The organism is Streptomyces sp. NPDC028722, from assembly GCF_040637655.1.
Taxonomy (GTDB): domain Bacteria; phylum Actinomycetota; class Actinomycetes; order Streptomycetales; family Streptomycetaceae; genus Streptomyces.
On sequence record NZ_JBEZWU010000011.1, the window covers coordinates 38,430 to 58,445 of the forward strand.

Here is a 20,016-nt window from a genome sequence, read left to right on the forward strand (position 1 = left end):
CCCATGACGATCCCCTCGACCGACCGGCCCGTCGCCACGGCCGGCCTCCTCACGGCGACCCGGACGGCGGTGGTCTTCGACCTCGACGGGGTGATCGTGGACAGCTTCGCGGTCATGCGGGAGGCGTTCGCGGTCGCCTACGCGGAGACCGTCGGCGACGGCCCGGCCCCGTTCGAGGAGTATGTACGCCACCAGGGACGCTACTTCCCCGACATCATGCGGATCATGGGGCTGCCCCCCGAGATGGAGGAGCCCTTCGTCCGCGAGAGCTACCGGCTCGCCCACCGCGTCGAGGTCTTCGACGGCGTCGTCGAACTCCTGCTCACCCTGCGGGTGCGGGGCCTGCGGCTGGCCGTGGCCACCGGCAAGAGCGGCGAACGCGCCCGCTCCCTCCTCGACGGCCTCGGCCTGCTGCCGTTCTTCGCGCACGTCATCGGCTCCGACGAGGTGGCCCGGCCCAAGCCCGCACCCGACATCGTGCTGCGCGCCCTGGAACTGCTGGGCGTGGAGCCCGGGCAGGCCATCATGGTCGGTGACGCGCCCACCGACCTGGCCAGTGCCCGCGACGCCGGTGTCGCCTCGGCCGCCGCTCTGTGGGTCGGCCCCGACGAGGCGGAACTGCTCGCCGCCGGACCCGACGCGGTCCTGCGCCGCCCCCTCGACCTGCTCGCCCTGTGCCCCGCCGTGCCGGGCGCCTGACCGTGCCCGCTCCCGGGGGCCGGCTGCCCGGCCCCGGTCCGGCGCCGGGCCGTCTCGGCGTCGACATCGGCGGCACCAAGGTCGCCTTCCGGGCCGAGACCGGTGACGGCCGCGTCGAGGAGTCCACCTTCACCTGGGGCCCGCACCGCGACGCCGGCCGGGACCTGGCCGACCTCGCCGCGCACATCGAGCGGTTGCCCGCCCTCACGGACGTGCGGGCCGTCGGCGTGGCCCTGCCGGCCACCGTCGGCCCCGGTGAGCGGATCACCGCCTGGCCCAGCCGCCCGGCCTGGACCGGCCTCGCCGTCGGCCCGGCGCTGCGGGAGCTGTTCCCCGGGGCGGCCGTCGCCTGGGCGGACGACGGCGACCTCGGCGCCCTCGCCGAAGCGGACGCCGCCGGCTGCCCCCACCTGCTCTACGTCGGCGTCGGGACCGGAGTCGGCGGCGGACTCGTGCTCGACGGCGAGCTGTGTCCCGGGCCTGGCCGGGGCTCCTTCGAGATCGGCCACCTCGTCGTCGACCAGGACGGCCCCGAGTGCGTCTGCGGCCGCCGGGGCTGCCTCCAGGCCACCGCCTCGGGACCGGCCACCCTCGCCCGCGCGGCCCGGCTGCGCGGCACGCCCGTCACCTTCGACGCCCTGCGGGACGGGCTGCGCGACCACCTGCCCTGGGCCGAGGCCGCCCTGGACCGGACGGCCCGCGCCCTCGCCACGGCCATCGCCGGCGTCGGTGAACTCGTCCGTCCCGAACGCGCCCTGCTCGGCGGCGGCTTCGCCGCGGGCATCCCTGCCCTGCTCGACACGGTCGCCGCCCACCTGACGGCCCTGGGCCGCCCCGGCCACCCCACCCCGCCGCTCACCCCGGCCCGCCTGGGCGGTCTGTCCTCCCTGCGCGGCGCACTGCTCCTCGCCCGCCGGCTGTGACCCGCCGCCCCGGCCCGGGAGGCGGGGCGGCGTACTGACGCCCCGCCGGGCCGTCCCGTTCAGTGCACGCCCGCCGTGACCGCCGGGGCCGGAGTGGTCAGGGCGGTGCGCAGGCCGTCCACGAGGGCGGTCACTCCCGCCGGGTCGGACGCCGCGCCGAAGACGTGGTGGTCGGGGCGCACCAGCAGCGCGGTCGCGCCGTACCGTTCGAGCCAGGCGCACAGCACCCCGTCGGTGTCCACCGCGTCCACCACGCCGGCCGTGCCGTCCGCCGTCCCGTCGTACGGGCCCGTGGCCGGCCACAGCCGTACGACCGGGGCGCCGAGGTCCCGCAGGAAGGACAGCCGCTCCGGACCGAGGCCCGGCTCCGTCCCGGCGCGGGTGAGCAGGGCGAAGCCGCCGCCCACGACATCGTCCAGCGGCTCCCCGCCGGCCGGCCGGTGCAGCCGGCCGTGCGGCAGGACCTCGCCCGCCGGGGGCACGCGGCTCTCCGCGCCGGCGCCCGCCGGGCGGTGCAGCAGCCCGCAGGTGATCGGCCGCGCCGGGTCCGGCCGGCCCGGCCCCCGCCCGCGCCGGTTCGCCAGCACCGTCGCGTCGCGCTCCGCCGCGGCCGCCGGGTCCGTCACACAGATCAGCCGCCCCAGCTGCACCGAGGCCAGGATGGACTCACGTACCTGCGTCCGGCGCTCCTCGGTGTAGGTGTCGAGGAGGGACTCCGGGGAGGTGCCGCGCAGCACCAGGTCCAGCCGCCAGGCAAGGTTCACCACGTCCCGTATCCCCGAGCACATGCCCTGCCCCGCGAACGGCGGCATCAGATGTGCCGCGTCCCCGGCCAGCAGCACGTGCCCCGCCCGCCAGGCGTCGGCCCACCGCGCCTGGAAGATGTACGTGGTGCTGCGCAGCAGCCGCGCGGTCTCGGGGGTGACGCCGAACGGCGCCAGCAGCCGCCACGCGGTCTCCTCCCGGTTCAGGTCGGCCGCCCGTTCGCCCGGCAGCCGCATGAACTCCCAGCGCCGGTGCCCGGGCCCGCTCCCGACCAGCGTGGTGGGCCGGGCCGGATCACAGATCTGCACGTTGGTCGGCGTGAACTCCCTCGGCTCACGCAGTTCCACGTCACACAGCAGCCACTCGTAGGAGAAGCCGAGGTCGGTGACGGACACGCCCATCCGGTCGCGGACGAAGCTGTTGGCGCCGTCGCAGCCGACCACCCACCGCGCCGGGAACGTCTCGGCCGTCCCGTCCTCGTCCTCGGCGGTCACCGTGACCCCGGCCGGACCGTCGGCGATGTCCACCACCTGCCGGCCGCGCAGCACCGTGATGCCCGGCAGTCGCGCGGCGCGGGCGGCGAGCAGTTCCTCCAGCGCGGGCTGGTGCATGGTGTTGGCGTCGGGCCAGCCGTACGGGCCCCGCGTGGTGAACTCGATGTCCAGCAGCGGCTTTCCGTCCGCCGTGCGCCACTGGTACCCGGTGCCCGGCTCGGTGATCCGGCCCAGCTCCCCGCCGATGCCGGTGCCGGCCAGCAGTCGCGCCGTCTCCCCGTCGAAGCTCGTCGCCCGGGGCAGCGTGTACGGCCGCCGACGGCGTTCCAGGACCGTCACCCGCCAGCCGCGCCGCGCCAGCAGCAGGGACAGCACCGAGCCGACGGGCCCGTACCCGACGACCACCACGTCCGTCCCCGGCCCGCCCCCCGGTGAACCGCCGGACGCCGCGACCCCGTCCGGTGACACGGCGGGCCGTGACGCAGCGCGCGGTGACGCCTCACGCGGTGACGCCGCGGACGGTGACGCATCGGGCGACGGTGACGCATCGGACATGGAAACCCCCTCGGTGCTGCCTGGCTGACCGGCCTGCTCGGGTGACTCGTGGCGAGCGTAAGGGCCCGGCGGCCGGTACCGGCCGGAATCCGCCGCGGGCTATCAGGTTGAGGGATACCGGCCCCGGCCCGCCCCGGCCTACGCTGCCGAACGTCCCGCCCGGACGCTGGTCCCCGACGCGAAAGCGAGCCCTTCGGCATGCCTGGAGCAACCGCACAGTTCGAGAAGTGGGTCAGTGTCTTCCGCCCCTCGCCGGACAGCGCGGTACGCCTCGTCTGCCTGCCGCACGCCGGCGGTTCGGCGAGCTTTTTCTTCCCGGTCGCCACGGCCCTCGCCCCCGCGGTGGAGGTCCTCGCGGTCCAGTACCCGGGCCGGCAGACGCGCCGGCAGGAACCCGGCATCGACAACATCCCCGAGTACGCCGACCAGATCTTCGCGGCGCTGCGCCACCTGGACGACCGGCCGCTCGCCCTGTTCGGGCACAGCATGGGCGCGGTACTCGCCTACGAGGTGGCCCTGCGCATGCGGGACGCCGGACTGCCCTCCCCGGTGCGGCTGTTCGCCTCCGGCCGGCGTGCCCCCTCCCGCTACCGCGACGAGCACGTGCACGCGGCCACCGACCAGCAGGTGCTGGCGGAACTGCGCGCCCTCAGCGGGCCGAACCAGGCGATCCTGGCCGACCCCGAGGTGCTGGCGATGTTCCTCCCGGCGATCCGCAGCGACTACACCGCGATCGAACGCTACCGGCACGAACCGGGCCGGCTGCTCGACTGCCCGGTGACCGTCCTCACCGGCGACAGCGACCCCAGGACGACGCTCGACGAGGCACGCGCCTGGGAGGAGCACACCACCGGGCCGACCGACCTGCGCGTCTTCTCCGGCGGTCACTTCTTCCACGTCGAGCGGAGCGCCGAGGTCCTCGCGCTCCTGAGCCGCAGCCTGAGCGGACAGGGTGCCGACACCGCCCACTGATCCCGTCGCCCGCGCCGATGAGGGGAAAGCCCGTGACGCTCGCCGACCCGGTGCCCACGATGGCCCCGCACTCGCTCCTGGTCTTCCTCCTCCAACTCGCCTTCCTGCTGCTGTCCGCGTTCGTCCTGGGCCGGCTCGCCGAACGCCTGCGGATGCCCGCGGTCGTGGGTGAGCTGTGCGCCGGCATGCTCCTCGGCCCGTCCGTGCTGCACCATCTGCTGCCCGGCTTCTCCGACTGGCTGCTGCCCCACCGGCCCGAGCAGACGCACCTGCTGGACGCGACCGGACAGCTCGGCGTGCTGCTCCTCGTCGGCGTCACCGGCGCCGAACTGAACTTCGGCCTGGTACGCAAGCGCGGGGCCACCGCCGTCCGGGTCAGTGTCGCCGGTCTCCTGCTGCCGCTCGGGCTCGGTATCGCCACCGGCTTCGCGCTGCGGGGTGTGCTCATGCCGGCCGGCGTCGACCCCACGGTCTTCGCGCTCTTCCTCGGCGTGGCGATGTGCGTCACGGCCATCCCGGTGATCGCCAAGACGCTCCTCGACATGAAGCTGCTCCACCGCGACATCGGCCAGCTGATCCTGTCCGCCGGTGTCGTGGACGACGTCGTCGGCTGGTTCCTGCTGTCCGTGGTCTCCGCGATGGCCACCGCCGGTCTGACCGCGGGCGTCGTCACGACCTCCGTGCTCTCCCCGGTCGCCGTCGTGCTGTCCGCCGTGCTGATCGGCCGCCCGCTGGTGGGTGCCGCGCTGCGCCGGGCGGGCCGCGCCGAGGGCCCCGGGCCCACCGTGATGACGGTCGTGATCCTCGTCGTCCTCGGCGCCGCCGCCACCCAGGCCATGAGGCTGGAGGCGATCTTCGGTGCTTTCGTCTGCGGCGTGCTGGTCGGCACCAGCAAGGATGTGGACCGGGAGAAGCTGGAACCGCTGAAGACCACCGTGCTGGCCTTCCTCGCCCCGCTGTTCTTCGCCACCGCCGGGCTGCGGATGGACCTCACCGGGCTGCGCCACCCGGACGTCCTCGCCGCCGCCTGCGCCGTCCTCGCCGTCGCCGTCCTCGGCAAGTTCTCCGGTGCCTTCCTCGGCGCCCGGCTCAGCCGCCTCAACCGCTGGGAGGCGCTCGCCCTCGGGGCCGGCATGAACGCCCGCGGCGTCATCGAGGTCGTCGTGGCGATGACGGGCCTGCGCCTGGGCGTCCTGGACACCGACTCGTACACCATCATCGTCCTCGTCGCGATCGTGACCTCGGTGATGGCGCCGCCCATCCTCCGGGTCGCCATGGCCCGCGCCGAGAAGCTCGCCGAGGCCGGACTCGTCCTCGCGGACCGGGACGCGGACGGACCCCGGCCGCCGCACGGCTCCGGCCGGCCCGGCGCGCCCGGCGGCGGCGCGCCCCACAGCGACACGCCCAACAGTGAGGTGACCCCATGACCACCCTGCTCCTGCTGAACGGCCCCAACCTGGGCATCCTGGGCCGGCGCGAACCCGAGATCTACGGCACCGACACCCTCGCCGACATCGAGAAGGCCGTCGCCGCCGAGGTGAGCGGCGCCGGCTGGGAGGTGCTGTCCCTCCAGCACGACTCGGAGGGCGACCTGGTCCGCGACATCCACCGGCACCACTCCGACACCGTCGGCGCCATCGTCAACCCCGGTGCGCTGATGATCGCCGGCTGGAGCCTGCGCGACGCGCTCGCCGCCTACCCGCGGCCCTGGATCGAGGTGCACCTGAGCAACGTATGGGCGCGCGAGCAATTCCGGCACGAGTCCGTGATCGCCCCGCTGGCCTCCGGCGTCGTGGTCGGCCTGGGCCCGATGTGCTACCGGCTGGCCGCGGCCGCCCTGCTCGAACTGGTCGGGACAGAGCGCTGACGCCCGCCGGGCCGGCCCCCGCCGCGCCCGCACCCGCCCACCGCGTGTCGAAAGGACCCCGCTCATGAAGCTCGCACTGCACGAGGCCGGCGACGGAGACCGGACGGCGCTGCTCGTCCACGGCGTGATGTCGTCGGCGGACACCTGGCGCCGGGTGGCCCCGCTGCTCACCGCGCGCGGCTACCGCGTGATCATGCCCGACCTGCGCGGCCACGGCGACAGCCCGCACGCCGACGAGTACACGCCCGAGCTGCTCGCGGCCGACCTGGTCGAGTCCGTACCGGCGGGCGTCGACCTCGCCCTCGCCCACTCGTTCGGCGCGCCCGTGCTCGCCCTCGCGGTGCCCGGCCTGCGCCCGGCCCGCGTCGTCTACAGCGACCCGGCGTGGCGGCTCGGCGCCCAGTCGGTGGACGAGGTACGGGAGTTCGCACAGGCCACCAAGTCGGCCACCGCCGAGAGCATCCGCCGGCTGTGCCCGCGCTGGCTCCCCGAGGACATCGAGGCCGAACTGACCGGCTACGCCCGCTGGGACGTCCGGGCCATCGAGTGGCTCCAGAGCGACCGGGACCTGATCCCCGCGCGCGCCGAGGTGCCCTCACTCGTCCAGGGCGCCGGTGACCACCACCTCGTACCCGACGAGCTGGCCGAGCGGCTCCGCGAGCGCGGCTTCGAGGTGGTGTACGTGCCGGACACGGGTCACTGCATCCACCGCGACGACGTCGACGGCTTCCTGAAGTCGTTGGAAGGCTGGCTCTGACGGCCTGTGTTACGTTGATCCAATGGACGCTGCCGGTCAGGTCACACGGGCGGAAACGGATTCTTCTTCCACCGGTGACACACCACCACCCGCGTTACACGGCTCGTTCTCCCTCGACCTGGACTTCACGGTGGCGCGGGCCGAGGTCTTCCGGGGCTTCGCCGACCCGTCCGTGCGCCGGCGCTGGTTCCGCCTCCCCGGCCGTTCCTCCACCGCCGAGCACGAGCTGGACTTCCGGGTCGGCGGCGGGGAGAGCGCCCGTAACGTCTTCGTCAACGGCGACACCGAGGAACACCTCGCCTACCGCTCGCGGTTCCTGGACATCGTGCCGGACGCCCGCATCCTGTACGTCTACGAGGCCGAGGTCGACGGCAGCCGCCGCTGGGTCTCCCTCGTCACCGTCGAACTGGCCGACGACCCCGCCGGATCCCGCCTGACCTGGACCGAGCAGTTCACCTGGCTCGTCCCCACCGGCGACGGCAGCCAGGACCTCGCCCATCTGCGCGGCGGCACCCGGCTCCAGCTCAACGGCCTGTCCGCCGCGGTGAATCCCGACCGCCACCGCGGCCTGCGCAGGGCCACGACCTCGGTCAGCAAGGACCACTGACGTCCACGAGCATCCACGGCGCCGGACCGGTGCCGTCGCTCCAGGCGTCCAGGGCCGCGCGGTTCAGGCACAATATCCCGCACTGCTCGGCGTACTCGACGGCCGGCGCCGTGAAGTCGCTGGTGGTGACGAGGACCGCGACATCGGCCTCGTGCACGGTGTAGCAGGTACCGCCGAAGCGCTGGAGGTCCTGCGAGCCGACACGGTTCGCATCGCCGTACCGCTTGCACTGGACGACCAGCCGCCGGCCGTCCGGGGCCACGGCCAGCACGTCGGCGCCCAAGTCACCGGCGCCGCCCACGACTTCCACAGCCGTACAGCCGTCCCGTTCGCACAGCGCGGCCACGGCCTGCTCGAACTCGTCGGCGTCCAGAGCGCCGTAGTCGACGGTGCCAGGAGCATCGAGCCCGGTGGGGGAGGAGAGGTCCGGGCCGGCCGGCTCGGCCTGCCGGGGCACGAACGCGGCCGGGGCCCGCAGCTCCTCCAGCGCCGTGTGCGCCGCCTCCTCCAGCGCCACGGCGGCCCGCTGGGCGGTCCGGGCGGGGGACAGGCGGCGGCGCCGACGGCGCAGCGCCAGTCCGGCGGACACGGCGAGCAGACACAGGACGGCCACCCAGACGGGACGCCGCTCGGCGGCCGAGGCCGCTGTCCGGGCGGCGAAACCGAGCACGCACAGGGCGAGGGCGAGGACCGCGAAGAACAGGGCGGTCGCGCGCAGATCGAACGGCCGGCGGGTCCCACCGGTGGGGCGGCTCATGCGGCGTACGGGCATGGTCACGGTGGTGACGCCCCTCTCTCCCGGCTGGATATGAAGATCACCAAGGACGGGTGCCCGCGATCCGCCGGTTCATCAACACCCCCTGCGTCTGGACCGGTTGGTCACGGCACGCACGGTCTTCCTGTGCGGCATACGAAACCGGCCGGGCGGCGAACCGCCCGACCGGTCTCGTGCCCCGCTGCGGGGGCGTCACCGATATGGGTGAGGGGTGGGCCGGCAGTGCCGTGCCCGGCCGGATCAGACCGGACGGATGTTCTCCGCCTGGGGACCCTTCTGGCCCTGGGTGACGTCGAACTCCACCTTCTGGCCTTCCTGGAGCTCCCGGTAACCCTGGGTGGCGATGTTCGAGTAGTGGGCGAAGACGTCGGGGCCGCCACCGTCCTGCTCGATGAAGCCGAAGCCCTTTTCGCTGTTGAACCACTTGACCGTACCGCTGGCCATCACTATCTCCTTCGAGCGAACCGGGCCCGCGTTCTCGGGCCCCGGCAGGAGCCGCCCTGGTTCGTAAAGACGCTGAACAGCAAGAACGCCCGTGGTTTGCGATCACGGGCGAACGGGACTTCGGAACCACGACTGCTGGAATCCGACGCTACACCCGCGCCCCGCCCACCGCCACCACAAAGCGCCGGTGGGCGCGTTGGTGGACCGGACGGCCCCCTTCCGAGCCGACGTGCGGAGATCAACGCCGTGTGCACACGATGCACCTGTCGGCCGGCCCGGCACGACGGGAGCCGACGTCGCGATCCCCTCTCAGCACGGCAAGGAGACCACCATGGCGAGCATCAGCCCGATCGACCTCCAGAAGGCGCTGAAGGGCGCCAGCTATCCCGCCGGCCGGGACGACCTCGTCAGGCTGGCCAAGGACAACGGCGCGGACGACACCCTCGTCGAGAAGCTGTCCGACGCCCCGACGGACCAGTTCGACGGCCCGAACGACGTCCAGAAAGCCGTGTTCGACAACGAGTAGCCCCCGTGGCCGTCCGGCCGGACGGGTCATCTCGCCGGCCTGGGCGCTCGCCCTCCACCCCGAAGGGAACCCGCCCGCACTGTGCGCGGACAACTGCCGGAGCCACCCCCGGACACACGCCGGAGACTGCTGCTGACCGGGTGGTTCAGCTTCCTGCACGGCGAGGCGACCGCCGGGGACGTACTGGCCCTGGACCGGGTCCGGGACGTGCTGGGACGCGCGGGCGTCGCTCATGACGTCGCCTGGAGCCCCGGCTTCCGTCCCGGGGCCCTCCATCTGGAGGACGTACGGCCCGAGGACTACTCCCACCTCGTGTTCGTGTGCGGCCCGCTGCACGGCCGGCAGATCGAGGACCTCCACCGGCGGTTCGCGCACTGCGTGCGGATCGCCGTCGGGACGTCCGTCATCGCTCCGGACAGTCCCGCCGTGACCGGCTTCCACCGGGTGCTGGCCCGGGACGCCGGGACCGCCGAGCCCGGCCGGGATCTGGCGGCCCGGGCTCCCGCCCTCCCGCCGCGGCCGGTCGTCGGCCTGGTGCTCACCCACGGCCAGCACGAGTACGGGCGGCAGCGGCGGCACGGCCAGGTCGCCGAGCAGGTCACCCGCTGGCTCGCGGCCAAGGACTGCGCCCGGCTGGAGATCGACACCCGGCTCGACATCCGCGACTGGCGTCTGTGCGCGACGCCCGCCCAGCTGGAGGCCGTGCTCACCCGGCTGGACCTCGTCGTCACCGACCGTCTGCACGGGCTGGTCCTGGCGCTGCGCGCGGGGGTACCGGCACTGGCCGTCGACCCGGTCGAGGGCGGGGCGAAGGTCACCGCGCAGGCACGGGCCTGCGACTGGCCGGCCCTGGTGCCCGCGGAACGGCTGGACCAGCCCCGGCTGGAACGCTGGTGGCACTGGTGCCTGACCGCCGGGCGGGTGACCGCCGGGCAGATCGCCGCAGAGTTCCGCGAGGGCGTCGTCAGGGACGGCGCCGACCGCCTCCTGGAGGCGCTGGCGGCCCCTGTCGCCGACCGGGCCGGTTAGCGGGACCGCCGGCCGTCCGCCCCGCACGCCGCGGCCGTCGTGCCCCGCACGCGCCGGCCGTCCGCCCCGCACGCCGCCGCCGTTTGCCCCGGGACCCGCGGGGGACCCGGCCGGCACAGGAGGCGGTCATCGCCTGAACCCTCCCGCTCCTGTGGGCGCATTCATTCAAACAGGTGTTTACAGGGAGCAAGCGAGGCAAGTCGGTCCGGTGTCGTCGTACACAACCGGTGTCGTCGTGCACAGAAGGAGTCGTCATGACCGTTCCCGAGGAGAACCGGCCGAAGACCGAGTCGACCGACGAGGTCCTCAAGGACACGGACGGCACCGGCCGGCCCGCCGCGGGCGCGACCGGCCGGACGGTCGAGGAGGCACTGGAGGAGGCGGGGATCAGCCCCGACGACTTCGAGGAGAAGTAAGCGCCGACGGAGGAGCAAGCGTGCACCTGTCTTTCCTGCAACCGCTCTTCGACCGCCCCGGACCGTACGCCACCGTCTACTTCGGCCCGCCCCACAGCGACGAATCGGGCGCCAAGCAGCAAGAACTGTCCGTACGCGAGGTCTGCCGGTCGCTGGAGCAGGACGGCGCGGACGCGGCGACCATCGAAGCGGTCCGCGACGCCCTCACCCGGATCGGGCCCCCGGAGGACCCCGCCGGCCGGGTGGTCTTCGCGGCCGGCGGCGAGGTGGTGCTCAGCCACCGGCTCACCCGCCCGCCGCAGCGGCCCCTCGCCTGCTGGGCCCCGCTGCCCCGCCTGACGCCCCTGCTGGAACTGTCCGGCCAGGACCCGCTCTGCCTCGTGGCCTACATCGACCGCACCGGGGCCGACTTCGAACTGCGCGGCGCGACCGGCCCGCGGGACGCCGGACAGGTCGAGGGCCGGCCGCACCCCGTGCACCGCACGGCCTCGGCCGACTGGTCCGAGCGGCATTTCCAGCTCAAGGTCGAGAACACCTGGGAACACAACGCCGGCGAGATCGCCGAAGCCCTGAGCACCGCGTACGAGGAATCCGGCGCCGACCTGGTCGTGCTGGTCGGTGATCCCCGTGAACGGCCGGCCGTGCACCACAAGCTGCCCGAGGCCGTCCAGCGGGTCACCGTGGAGACCGAGCACGGCGGTCGCGCCGCGGGCTCCTCCTCGCCCGCCCTGGAAGAGGCCATCGAGGAGGCCAGGCGGCAGTACACGCGTCGGCGCGTCGAGGAGGCCCTCGACCGCTTCCGCGCCGGACGAGCAGGCACCGACCGGCCCGCGGACGCGGTGGAAGGCGTCCCCGCGCTCGTGGAGGCGGCCCGCGAGCACCGCATCGACACGCTGCTCGTCCGCCCCGACGGGCCGGAACTGGGCCGCGAGACCTGGGTGGGCGCCCAGCCCGACCAGGTGGCGGTGCGGCGGACCGAGGCCAGGACCCTGGGCGAGAGCGATCCGACGCCGGTCCGCGCCGACGACGCGCTGCTGCGCGCCGCCGCCGCCACGGCCGCCGACGTGCTGATCATCCCTCCCGAGGACGCCGAGGACGACTCGGACATCCCCACGGGAGGCCTGGGCGCCCTGCTGCGCTGGACGTACGAACCGGCCCCGGCGTAGGGCTGACCCGGCGTGAGGCGGCCCGGTACGAGGGGCCCGGCCCCGGCCGGCACGGCGACCACGGCCGCCCGGTACGCCGGGCGGCCGTCCGTCCGACCGAACGACGAAGTACACGGACGACACGATGATCCGCGCGGACGAAGTGCGCGGATCAGAGGCGCAGAAAGGGACCGTCGATGCGAGTGCGCGACACCGCGGTCGTGATCACCGGGGCGGCCGGCGGCATCGGGCGGGCCACCGCCCTGGCCCTCGCCCGTAAGGGACGCGCCGTGGTCCTGGCCGCGCGGCGGGAGGAGGCACCGGCCGCCGCCACCCTGCCGGCCGGCGCGGCGGCGGGTGTCGAGCGCCGGGCCCGGGCCCGTTGAGCCGCTGGGACAGCCAGGAGTTCACGGCCGCCGCCGGCACCCGCGTCCACTCCGCCGCGCTCGGCCCGTACGACGCCCCCGAGGTCGTGTGCGTCCACGGCCTCGGCTGCTCCTACCGCTACTGGCTGCCGTTCGCCCGGGCTCTCGCGCCACGGGCCAGGACCGTCGCCGTGGACCTGCCCGGCTTCGGCCGCACCCGCGGTCCGGACCACGCCCTCGACGTGCGGCAGCTGTCGCTGGCACTGGCCGACTGGCTCCGCGTCACCGGTCGCGGGCCGACGGCCCTCGTGGCCAACTCGATCGGCTGTCAGATCGTCGTCGACCTCGCCGTGCACGCGCCCGAGCTGGTGGGGCCCGTGGTGCTCAACGGGCCGACCTTCGACCGACGCGCCCGCTCACTGTGGACCCAGGCGGCCCGACTGCTGCGGGACGTCCCGTGGGAGCGGCCGTCACTCGGGCCGCCGCTGCTCACGAGCTACGCCGAGTGCGGCGTGCGCCGCGCCCTGCGCACGTGCCGGTACGCGCTGCGCGACCCCGTGGAACACAAGCTGCACCGGCTGCGCACGCCCGTGGTGGTGGCCCGCGGGGCGCGGGACCCCGTCGTGCCGGAGGCGTGGGCCAGGGAGGTCACCGCACTGCTTCCCCACGGCCGCCTGGTCACCGTACCGGGAGCCGGGCACGCCCTGAACTTCTCGGCACCGGAGGAACTGGCCCGCGTCACCCTCGACCTGCTCCGTGAAGGAGAGCGGGACAAGGAGGGCGGAAACGTCGGCGGGCCGCCGTGAACCGGGCACCCGGGGCCTGCCGCGCTCACCGGTTGCCGGGCCAGCCGGCCGTCAGGTCGTCGGGCACCCCGGCCAGCGCCGCGGCGTCGGCCGTGGCATCGACCCGGGGACCGAGCCATTCGCACACCACGATGGTGGCGTCGTCCCGCAGCCGGCTGTGGTGCAGATGCCTCTGGATGAGGCGGCGCAGGGTCTCCGGGACGGACAGGCCGTCGATGTGATGGCGGACCAGGATGTCGACGAAGCGGGCGAGTCCGAACTCCTCACCACCGGGGACCTGGGCCTCGGTGATGCCGTCGGTGTACAGGACGAGCCGGTCACCGGGCTGGAGCTGCTCGCGGCAGAGCTTGGTGGGCAGCCGCAGATCGGTCCCCATGGGATGCGTCGGCGGACACCGCAGAAGGGTGGTCCAGCGTCCGTCCCGGATCAGCACGGGCGGATGGTGGCCGCGGTTGACCCAGGTCAGCATGCCGGTGGACGTGTCGAGGTCGGCGAGGATGCCGGTGACGAAACGGGTCCGGCCGAACTGTTCGATCAGCACCCGCTCGATGGCGTCACCGAGATCACCCAGGTCCGTTCCCTGCCTGCGGTGGTTGCGGCAGGCGCCCATGGCGAGGGCGGCGGTGAGACCGGCCGACGTGTCGTGGCCCATGGCATCGAAGATCGACAGATGGAGGACGTCGGCGGCGGTGGCGTAGTCGTAGGCGTCCCCGCTGACCTCGTACGCGGGCTCCATCACGGCACCGATGACCACGCGGCTGTCGGTGTAGGTGCGGGGCGGCATCAGCGTCCACTGCATCTCCGCGGCGACGTTCATGGGCTGGATGCGGGTCAGCCGGGCGTAGGAGTCACTGGTGTCCCGGCTGCCGACCACCAGCATCGCCACCAGGGAGGCCAGCGCCAGCATGTCCTGGCGGACGTCCTCCCCGTCCTCGGCGGAGGCCACGTGCAGTACGCCGAGGCGTTCGGTGCCGTCCAGGAGCGGCACCCACCATGCCCGGAGCCCGTCCCCGTTGTCGGCGGCGGGCACGACGCACCCGTACTGGAAGGCGCGCCCGGCGACCGTCCCCTCCACGGACAGCTCCGCCTTGCCCTCGGGCGCGCCCGCGTGGGCGTCCAGCCCCTTGCCGGTGAGCAGCCGCAGAGCGTCGCGCCGTAGATCTCCCAGGTAGATGAGCACATCGGAGAAACCGGCCGTCGCGGCGTGCTCCGCGACCCGTGACGGCAGGCGTTCGAACGAGAGCACGTGGCTCTCGGCCAGCAGCCCCGCCAGCATGCGCCGCACCGCTCGGTCCCGCTCTGTCATGGCACACCTCCCTACGTCCCCTGCGCCCCGACGCCACCGGATCGGGCTACGTGTACCCCTTCGCCACCGGCCGGCCCGGCAACTCGGTGACGTGCGCGGACGGCGAGCCGTTCAGGGCCGGGGCCGCAGCGGGCGCCCGTCCGACGGCGGACCGCCGCCGACGCTGGTGAGCAACTCCGCACACAGGTCACGGAGCTTGATGTTGCGGCTCTGGGAGGCCGTGCGCAGCAGGTCGAAGGCCTCTTCGGCCCGGCACCGCTGCCGGCCCATGATCACGCCGATCGCCTGGTCGATGACGGCGCGGGACTCCATCGCGGTGCGCAGTTCGTCGGCGTACTGCCGCGCGTCCGCGATGCGCTGCGCGAGCGCGATGGCTCCGGTGGCCTGCGCGGCGAGCGCGCGCAGCCCGGTGAAATCCGCGTCGGCGAAACCGAGCGCCTTCGGCGAGTACAGGTTGAGCGCACCGGCCGTGTGGGTGTGGGCGGCGATCGGCAGCGAGAGCGACGAGCGGGTCCCGCAGGCGGCGGCGAAGGCCGGATACGGACCCCAGCGCTGCTCGTCCAGCATGTCCGTCACTTCCACCTCCTCGCCGGTGCGCAGCGACTGGAGACAGGGCCCGTCGTCCTGCCCGTACTGGGCCTCGTCCAGGTCGGAGGCGCCGACACCGGAGCTGACCACGGTCAGTGGCCGCCCCTGCCGCTCCAGGGTGATCCCGACGCCCTGGGCGGCGGGCGCCAGGACCGGCGCCCGGTCCGCGAGCGCCTGGAGAAACCGTTCCACGGAGTCGGTGCTCAGGAGGAGGGAGGTGAGGTCAGGGAGCGCAGACGGCTGTTCGGTCATGATGCTGCGTCCTTCCGGGCCCGTGCCCGAGGGTCGGCATCGTGCGCGCCGCCGGGACCACGGGGATCCACCCCGAAGAGACACCTCCGGCGGAACCGGCCGGCCCGCCCCGGAGGAACGGAAGTGACGGCCCTGCCAACCCCAGTATCCTCGCATTCCCCGCGATCTCCCCGGCGGGGAGTGTGCTGTCCGGTCAGCGGGAGCCCGCCGGCGGCGACCGCCCGGCTCGGGCGGTCACCATCGCCGGAACGGAAGCACGGCGTGGGGTCGCGGCGCCGGCACGGCCGTGCGGTGTCGGGCCCGGAACGGCCGTGCGCTGTAGGGCGCGGGAACGGCCGTACGGCACCGGGTGAGGGACGGAAGTGAGCCGTGCCGCACCCCGGGGCGGGCCCCGCCCCTGGGACGTTTCCTCCGCCGTGCCGCACCCGTCCAGCGACCTGACCGACGCACGGGTCCGGCCCAGCCGGTATCGCGGCCGGTCCGGCGGGTACCCAGGTCGGCGCGACGGGCGCGACACACCGCGTCCGCACCGAGCAGTGAGGGAGTGGGCCATGGGAGGGAAGGAGCCGGGGACGGAGCAGGACCGGGCGACGCGCCTGAGGGAGATAGCCGCCGACGTGTTCGGCTGGGACACCCTGCTGCCCGAGCAGCTCACCGCCATGCAGTGGGTGCTGGACGGCGAGGACGCCCTCGTCGTCATGCCGACCGGGTCGGGCAAGTCCGCCGTCTACCAGGTGCCCGCCCTGATGCTGTCCGGGCCGGTCGTGGTCGTGTCGCCGCTGCTGGCCCTCCAGCGGGACCAGATCGCCGGGCTGCCGGAGGGCGACCACGGCCCCGGCGCGGTCGCGCTGAACTCCGATCTCGGTGCGGCCCGGACGGAGGCCGCCTGGGAGGCGGTGCGCGCGGGTGAGGCGCGCCTGCTGTACCTGTCGCCCGAGCAACTGGCCAAGGACGAGGTGGCGGAGCGGCTGGCGGAGGTGGAACCGGCCCTGTTCGTGGTCGACGAGGCCCAGTGCGTGTCGTCGTGGGGCCACGACTTCCGCCCCGACTACCTGCGCCTGGAACAGGCGGTGCGCCGGGTGGGCAGGCCACCTCTGCTCGCGCTGACCGCCACCGCCGCGCCGCCGGTGCGCAAGGAGATCGCCGAGCGGCTCGGCATGCGCCGGCCGCGGCAGCTGGTGACCGGCTTCGACCGGCCGAACATCCGGCTGGAGGTCCGCCGCTTCCTCGACGACGGCGACCGGCGCCGGGCCGTGGTGGAGCGGGCCGCCACCGAACCCAAGCCGGGCATCGTCTACGCCGCGACCCGCAAGGACAGCGAGTACTACGCCGCGGAACTGGCCTCCCTGGGCCTGGCCGCCGAGGCCTACCACGCCGGGCTGCGGGCCGCCGAACGCGCCCGTATCCACGACGCCTTCCTCTCCGGCGCCGCGGACGTGGTCGTGGCGACCTCGGCGTTCGGCATGGGGATCGACAAGGAGGACGTACGGTTCGTCCTCCACGCCTCGCTGCCCGGGTCCCTGGACGCCTACTACCAGGAGATCGGCCGCGGCGGCCGGGACGGGCGCCCGTCCCTCGCCGTACTGCACTACCGGCCGGAGGACACGGGCATGCAGACCTACTTCGCCGGCCGCACCCCCAGCCACGACGTCCTGTCCGAGGTGGCCGACGCCGTCCACGACCACGGTGAGGACCCCGCCGACCTGGACGAGCTGCGCGAGGACACCGGCCTGTCCCGGAACCGGGTCACCGCGGCGGTGAACCTGCTGGAGGAGGCCGAAGCCGTCACCACGGGGGAGGAGGGCGAGGTCCTGCCGGCCCCCGACCTGTCTCCCGGTCAGGCGGCCGAGCGGGCCGCGCGGACCGCGCAGGCGCATCGCCTGACCGACCGCACGCGGGTCGAGATGGCCCGGGCGTACGCCGAGACGACCGGTTGCAGACGGGACTTCCTGCTCGGCTACTTCGGTGAGGACTACACGGCACCGTGCGGGAACTGCGACAGCTGTGACGACGAGGACACCGAGCAGGGGCAGGAGCGGCCCGCCCACCCCGCGGCGGCGTCCTACCCCGTCGGCGCGGAGGTACGGCACGGGCAGTGGGGTGACGGCACCGTGCTCAGCGAGGATCAGGACCGCATCACGGTGCTGTTCGACCAGGCCGGATACCGCACGCTCGCTCTGGAGGCGGTGGCCGGGCGCGACGACCTGCTCACGGTGGTGCGCAGGCCGGGCGAGGACCGCTCCGCCGGCTGACGCACGGCCGTTTCCGGTGCCCGCCGCAGGGAACCCGGCGGCAACCCGACGCCGAGGGGAGTGAGGAACATGACCGACCAGAACGATCACCGCGAGGACCGCTACGACCGGGCACGCAGCCCGGAGGAGCCCGGAGCGCACTCCGGCTCGGAGAGCCATGCACAGGAGCGGGCCGTGCCGGGCACGGCCAGTGCCGAGGAGGGCTACCAGGCGGAGCGGGGCACGCGCGCGGGCAAGCCCCTGGAGGGCGTCGAGGCCGAGGACCGTCCCGAGCGGGACCGGGACGCCGAGGACGGCGGACAGTCCGCCTAGGTCCTCCCGGTCCGACGGTCAGTCCGGGCCCTCGGGAAGGTAATAGGTCTGCCTCAGGAAGGCGGCCATGTCCTGGAGCGCCTGCGTGTACCCGGCCCGGTAGCGCGCGTCGGTGTCCGTGCGCCGGCTCTCCGCCTCCGCCCATGCGTCCAGACGCAGGGCGATGAGCAGATGGTTGCGGTACAGGGCACCGTGTACGCCGTCGAGGGCGGCCAGCGCACGCCCCTCGTCCCAGTCCTCCAGGCCCCGGGTGTCGAAGGCGAACAGCGCTTCGAGCGGCTCTTCGTCCGGCTGTGGCACGATGCTCCTCCTCGCTCACCGTCGGCGCCACGGGGCCCGCAGACCCGGCTGGGGCGAGAGGCGGGTGACCGCACGGACGCACGTACCGGTACGGTCGGTGCAACCAGCACGCGACGGATCGCGTGAGAGGTCGGGGGACGAGTTGACGTTTTCAGGGTAAGCGGCTCGATGACGAAAGACGCTTCGGAAGTGAGGCGACTGTATGCACCTGTCTGAGGACGGTGAAGGCCGGCGGTCACGGCAGGATGCCGTCGGGTCGGTGTCCGCTGCCTTCGAAGGGGACGAGGGCATCGCCGCGGCACGCGATCTGGCCCGTTCCTTCCTGTCCGACGTGCAGGCCGTGCACGGGCTGCCGGTGTCCGGCCGCGCGATGGGCATGGTGCAGCTGGTGGTGAGCGAGCTGGTGACCAACGCCCGCAAGTACGCTCCCGGGCCGTGCCTGCTGACGCTGACGGTCGGGGACGGCGCGGTCCAGGTGAGCGTGTGGGACAGCGACCCGACGCTCCCGGCGGTCCTGGCGCCCGACCCGGACCGCATCGGCCAGCACGGACTGGAGATCGTGATGGCGGTCAGCCAGAGCTTCGCCGTCCACCGCGAGCCGATGGGCAAACGCGTCACGGCGACGGTGACACTGGCGGACGACCCGGGAGGGGGCGCGGCGGGCCGCCAGATGATGTGACGGAGCCCCGCGCGAGAAGAGTCAGTCCTCCAGGCGGACCGGCATCAGGAGCGAGAAGGTGGTCTCGTCCTCGGGCCGGCGGATCGCCAGGGGTGCGGTGGGGGCACCCATTTCCAGGACGAGTTGATCCCTGGCGCCGGCGGCGAGCGCGTGCAGCAGGAACTCGCGGTTGACGGCGACATCGTCCTTGTGGTCGTCACCGTCGTCGCACACGGTCACGGAGCCGTTGTCCGTCACCCTGAGCACGCTGAGGTGGTGGCGCTCTCCGTCCTCGCCGGGGGTCTCGCGCGCGCGGACCGGACCGGTCTCCAGGGCCTTGCGGAAGGCCGCCGTATCGATGGGGGCCCGGCGCCCGGCCGGCAGCTGGACGAGGCGGCGGTAGTCGGGGAACTCGTGGCCCAGGCTCTGCCCGGCCGCCTGCCGGTCCCCGGTCTCCAGGGTCACGCGGTCACCGTCCACCGTCACCTGGACGGGCTCGTGGCCGGTCAGCAGCGCCCGCATCGCGTCCGCGAGGGGAAGAGGGACGACGACCTGTGTGCGGGGCCCGCACTGCCCCGTCGTACGGGCCCGCGCGACAGCCAGCCGGTACCGGTCGGTGGCCACGACCTGGAGTTCACCGCCCTCCACATCGAACAGGATCCCGCCGAGCATCGGCAGCTCGGCGTCGGTACCGGCCGCGAAACGGACCGCGTCCAGCGCGGCGGCCAGCTCCGGCGCGGGGACGGACAGCCGTACGGTGGTGGTGCGGGGCGAGGCCATGGGGTTCTCCCGGTGGTCGAGTAGGGCTCGGAGCGTGGAGAACTCGCCGCGGGCGTCGGTCAGTCCGCGTTCGAGACGGCGCAGGTGGGCTTCGAGGAGTCCCCGCACCAGGTCGGTGTCCGTGCCGGCCCAGCCCGCCAGGACGAGCCTGATGTCCGCAAGGGGCATGCCGGCCCGGCGCAGGCGGGCGAGCAGCCGGGCCTCCGCCAACTGCCCGGGCGCATACCAGCGGTAGCCGCTGACCGGGTCCACCCAGGCGGGGACCAGCACACCGGCACGGTCGTAGAACCGCAGCGCGCTCACGCTCAGTCCGCCGTCCCGGGCCATCTCCCCGATGCTGCGCATGTCGTTCTCCACACCCCGAACCCTGAGCCCTCGACAAGGTCGAGGGTCAACCTCCGCCACCGCCACCGTCCTTCGCGC

At 73.9% G+C, this 20,016-nt stretch carries 23 protein-coding genes; 16 read left to right on the forward strand and 7 right to left on the reverse strand.

Translation table 11 applies throughout. The features are described from left to right. Window positions 1-3 precede the first annotated feature (3 nt). Together AB0F03_RS18820 and AB0F03_RS18825 are read left to right on the forward strand one after the other, a co-directional pair. The gene (locus tag AB0F03_RS18820) at window positions 4-699 is read left to right on the forward strand and encodes an HAD-IA family hydrolase (protein WP_361992868.1); all 696 of its coding nucleotides are present in this window, start codon (window positions 4-6) and stop codon (window positions 697-699) included. A 2-nt stretch (window positions 700-701) separates the two neighbouring features. Beyond that, the gene (locus AB0F03_RS18825) at window positions 702-1,622 is read left to right on the forward strand and encodes an ROK family protein (RefSeq protein WP_361992871.1); all 921 of its coding nucleotides are present in this window, start codon (window positions 702-704) and stop codon (window positions 1,620-1,622) included. Between the two features lie 59 nt (window positions 1,623-1,681). Here the strand turns inward: AB0F03_RS18825 and AB0F03_RS18830 are convergent, their stop codons facing one another. Then, complete coding sequence (locus AB0F03_RS18830) at window positions 1,682-3,289, reverse strand: bifunctional 3-(3-hydroxy-phenyl)propionate/3-hydroxycinnamic acid hydroxylase (RefSeq protein WP_361992874.1); 1,608 nt, start codon at window positions 3,287-3,289, stop codon at window positions 1,682-1,684. A 345-nt stretch (window positions 3,290-3,634) separates the two neighbouring features. Between AB0F03_RS18830 and AB0F03_RS18835 the strand changes: the two genes are divergently transcribed. The 5 genes from AB0F03_RS18835 to AB0F03_RS18855 all read left to right on the forward strand — a co-directional run bounded on the left by AB0F03_RS18835 (window position 3,635) and on the right by AB0F03_RS18855 (window position 7,639). Further along, window positions 3,635-4,408 (forward strand): alpha/beta fold hydrolase, encoded by a 774-nt coding sequence (locus AB0F03_RS18835; protein WP_361992877.1) that lies wholly within the window; start codon window positions 3,635-3,637, stop codon window positions 4,406-4,408. A gap of 32 nt (window positions 4,409-4,440) precedes the next feature. Beyond that, on the forward strand, window positions 4,441-5,835 hold the full coding sequence (locus AB0F03_RS18840) for a cation:proton antiporter (RefSeq protein ID WP_361992880.1): 1,395 nt from the start codon (window positions 4,441-4,443) through the stop codon (window positions 5,833-5,835). Beyond that, the gene (locus AB0F03_RS18845) at window positions 5,832-6,275 is read left to right on the forward strand and encodes a type II 3-dehydroquinate dehydratase (protein ID WP_361992883.1); all 444 of its coding nucleotides are present in this window, start codon (window positions 5,832-5,834) and stop codon (window positions 6,273-6,275) included. The genes AB0F03_RS18840 and AB0F03_RS18845 overlap by 4 nt, the downstream gene beginning before the upstream one ends. Window positions 6,276-6,339: 64 nt before the next feature. Further along, window positions 6,340-7,032 (forward strand): alpha/beta hydrolase, encoded by a 693-nt coding sequence (locus AB0F03_RS18850; protein ID WP_361992885.1) that lies wholly within the window; start codon window positions 6,340-6,342, stop codon window positions 7,030-7,032. 22 nt (window positions 7,033-7,054) lie between these two features. Then, window positions 7,055-7,639, forward strand: a complete 585-nt coding sequence (locus AB0F03_RS18855; protein ID WP_361992888.1) for an SRPBCC domain-containing protein — start codon at window positions 7,055-7,057, stop codon at window positions 7,637-7,639. Here the strand turns inward: AB0F03_RS18855 and AB0F03_RS18860 are convergent. Next, window positions 7,623-8,396: a restriction endonuclease gene (locus AB0F03_RS18860; protein WP_361992891.1), complete on the reverse strand. Its 774-nt coding sequence runs from the start codon at window positions 8,394-8,396 to the stop codon at window positions 7,623-7,625. The two genes, AB0F03_RS18855 and AB0F03_RS18860, sit on opposite strands and share 17 nt — an antisense overlap. 258 nt (window positions 8,397-8,654) lie before the next feature. Then, window positions 8,655-8,858 (reverse strand): cold-shock protein, encoded by a 204-nt coding sequence (locus AB0F03_RS18865; protein WP_121785754.1) that lies wholly within the window; start codon window positions 8,856-8,858, stop codon window positions 8,655-8,657. 331 nt (window positions 8,859-9,189) lie between these two features. Here AB0F03_RS18865 and AB0F03_RS18870 point away from each other — a divergent pair, with 331 nt between their 5' ends. The 6 genes from AB0F03_RS18870 (at window position 9,190) to AB0F03_RS18895 (ending at window position 13,145) form a co-directional block, all read left to right on the forward strand. After that, window positions 9,190-9,384: a DUF2795 domain-containing protein gene (locus tag AB0F03_RS18870; protein WP_361992895.1), complete on the forward strand. Its 195-nt coding sequence runs from the start codon at window positions 9,190-9,192 to the stop codon at window positions 9,382-9,384. Between the two features lie 81 nt (window positions 9,385-9,465). Further along, window positions 9,466-10,413, forward strand: coding sequence for a polysaccharide pyruvyl transferase family protein (locus tag AB0F03_RS18875; protein WP_361992898.1), 948 nt, complete (start codon window positions 9,466-9,468; stop codon window positions 10,411-10,413). A gap of 254 nt (window positions 10,414-10,667) precedes the next feature. After that, window positions 10,668-10,829, forward strand: a complete 162-nt coding sequence (locus AB0F03_RS18880; protein WP_361992901.1) for a hypothetical protein — start codon at window positions 10,668-10,670, stop codon at window positions 10,827-10,829. A gap of 20 nt (window positions 10,830-10,849) precedes the next feature. Then, entirely contained in the window at window positions 10,850-11,995 is a 1,146-nt protein-coding gene (locus tag AB0F03_RS18885) for a Vms1/Ankzf1 family peptidyl-tRNA hydrolase (RefSeq protein ID WP_361992904.1), read from the forward strand. Between the two features lie 176 nt (window positions 11,996-12,171). After that, window positions 12,172-12,360, forward strand: a complete 189-nt coding sequence (locus AB0F03_RS18890; protein ID WP_361992906.1) for an SDR family NAD(P)-dependent oxidoreductase — start codon at window positions 12,172-12,174, stop codon at window positions 12,358-12,360. Further along, the gene (locus tag AB0F03_RS18895) at window positions 12,357-13,145 is read left to right on the forward strand and encodes an alpha/beta hydrolase (RefSeq protein WP_361992909.1); all 789 of its coding nucleotides are present in this window, start codon (window positions 12,357-12,359) and stop codon (window positions 13,143-13,145) included. Before AB0F03_RS18890 ends, AB0F03_RS18895 begins: the two co-directional genes overlap by 4 nt. Before the next feature lie 25 nt (window positions 13,146-13,170). Here AB0F03_RS18895 and AB0F03_RS18900 read toward each other — a convergent pair whose 3' ends face one another. Together AB0F03_RS18900 and AB0F03_RS18905 are read right to left on the reverse strand one after the other, a co-directional pair. Further along, a complete protein-coding gene (locus tag AB0F03_RS18900; RefSeq protein WP_361992912.1) occupies window positions 13,171-14,451 on the reverse strand; it encodes a PP2C family protein-serine/threonine phosphatase in 1,281 nt (426 codons plus the stop codon). A gap of 111 nt (window positions 14,452-14,562) precedes the next feature. Further along, window positions 14,563-15,291, reverse strand: coding sequence for a GAF and ANTAR domain-containing protein (locus AB0F03_RS18905; protein WP_361992915.1), 729 nt, complete (start codon window positions 15,289-15,291; stop codon window positions 14,563-14,565). 551 nt (window positions 15,292-15,842) lie between these two features. On the opposite strand from AB0F03_RS18905, the gene AB0F03_RS18910 reads away from it, so the two are divergent. After that, entirely contained in the window at window positions 15,843-17,543 is a 1,701-nt protein-coding gene (locus AB0F03_RS18910; protein WP_361992917.1) for a RecQ family ATP-dependent DNA helicase, read from the forward strand. 69 nt (window positions 17,544-17,612) lie between these two features. Continuing rightward, window positions 17,613-17,855, forward strand: coding sequence for a hypothetical protein (locus AB0F03_RS18915; RefSeq protein ID WP_361992920.1), 243 nt, complete (start codon window positions 17,613-17,615; stop codon window positions 17,853-17,855). An 18-nt stretch (window positions 17,856-17,873) separates the two neighbouring features. Here the strand turns inward: AB0F03_RS18915 and AB0F03_RS18920 are convergent, their stop codons facing one another. Continuing rightward, entirely contained in the window at window positions 17,874-18,155 is a 282-nt protein-coding gene (locus AB0F03_RS18920) for a hypothetical protein (protein WP_361992923.1), read from the reverse strand. Window positions 18,156-18,357: 202 nt separating this feature from the next. Here AB0F03_RS18920 and AB0F03_RS18925 point away from each other — a divergent pair, with 202 nt between their 5' ends. Further along, complete coding sequence (locus tag AB0F03_RS18925; RefSeq protein ID WP_361992926.1) at window positions 18,358-18,834, forward strand: ATP-binding protein; 477 nt, start codon at window positions 18,358-18,360, stop codon at window positions 18,832-18,834. A 21-nt stretch (window positions 18,835-18,855) separates the two neighbouring features. Here AB0F03_RS18925 and AB0F03_RS18930 read toward each other — a convergent pair whose 3' ends face one another. Further along, window positions 18,856-19,938, reverse strand: coding sequence for a MerR family transcriptional regulator (locus AB0F03_RS18930; protein WP_361992929.1), 1,083 nt, complete (start codon window positions 19,936-19,938; stop codon window positions 18,856-18,858). Window positions 19,939-20,016 lie beyond the last annotated feature (78 nt).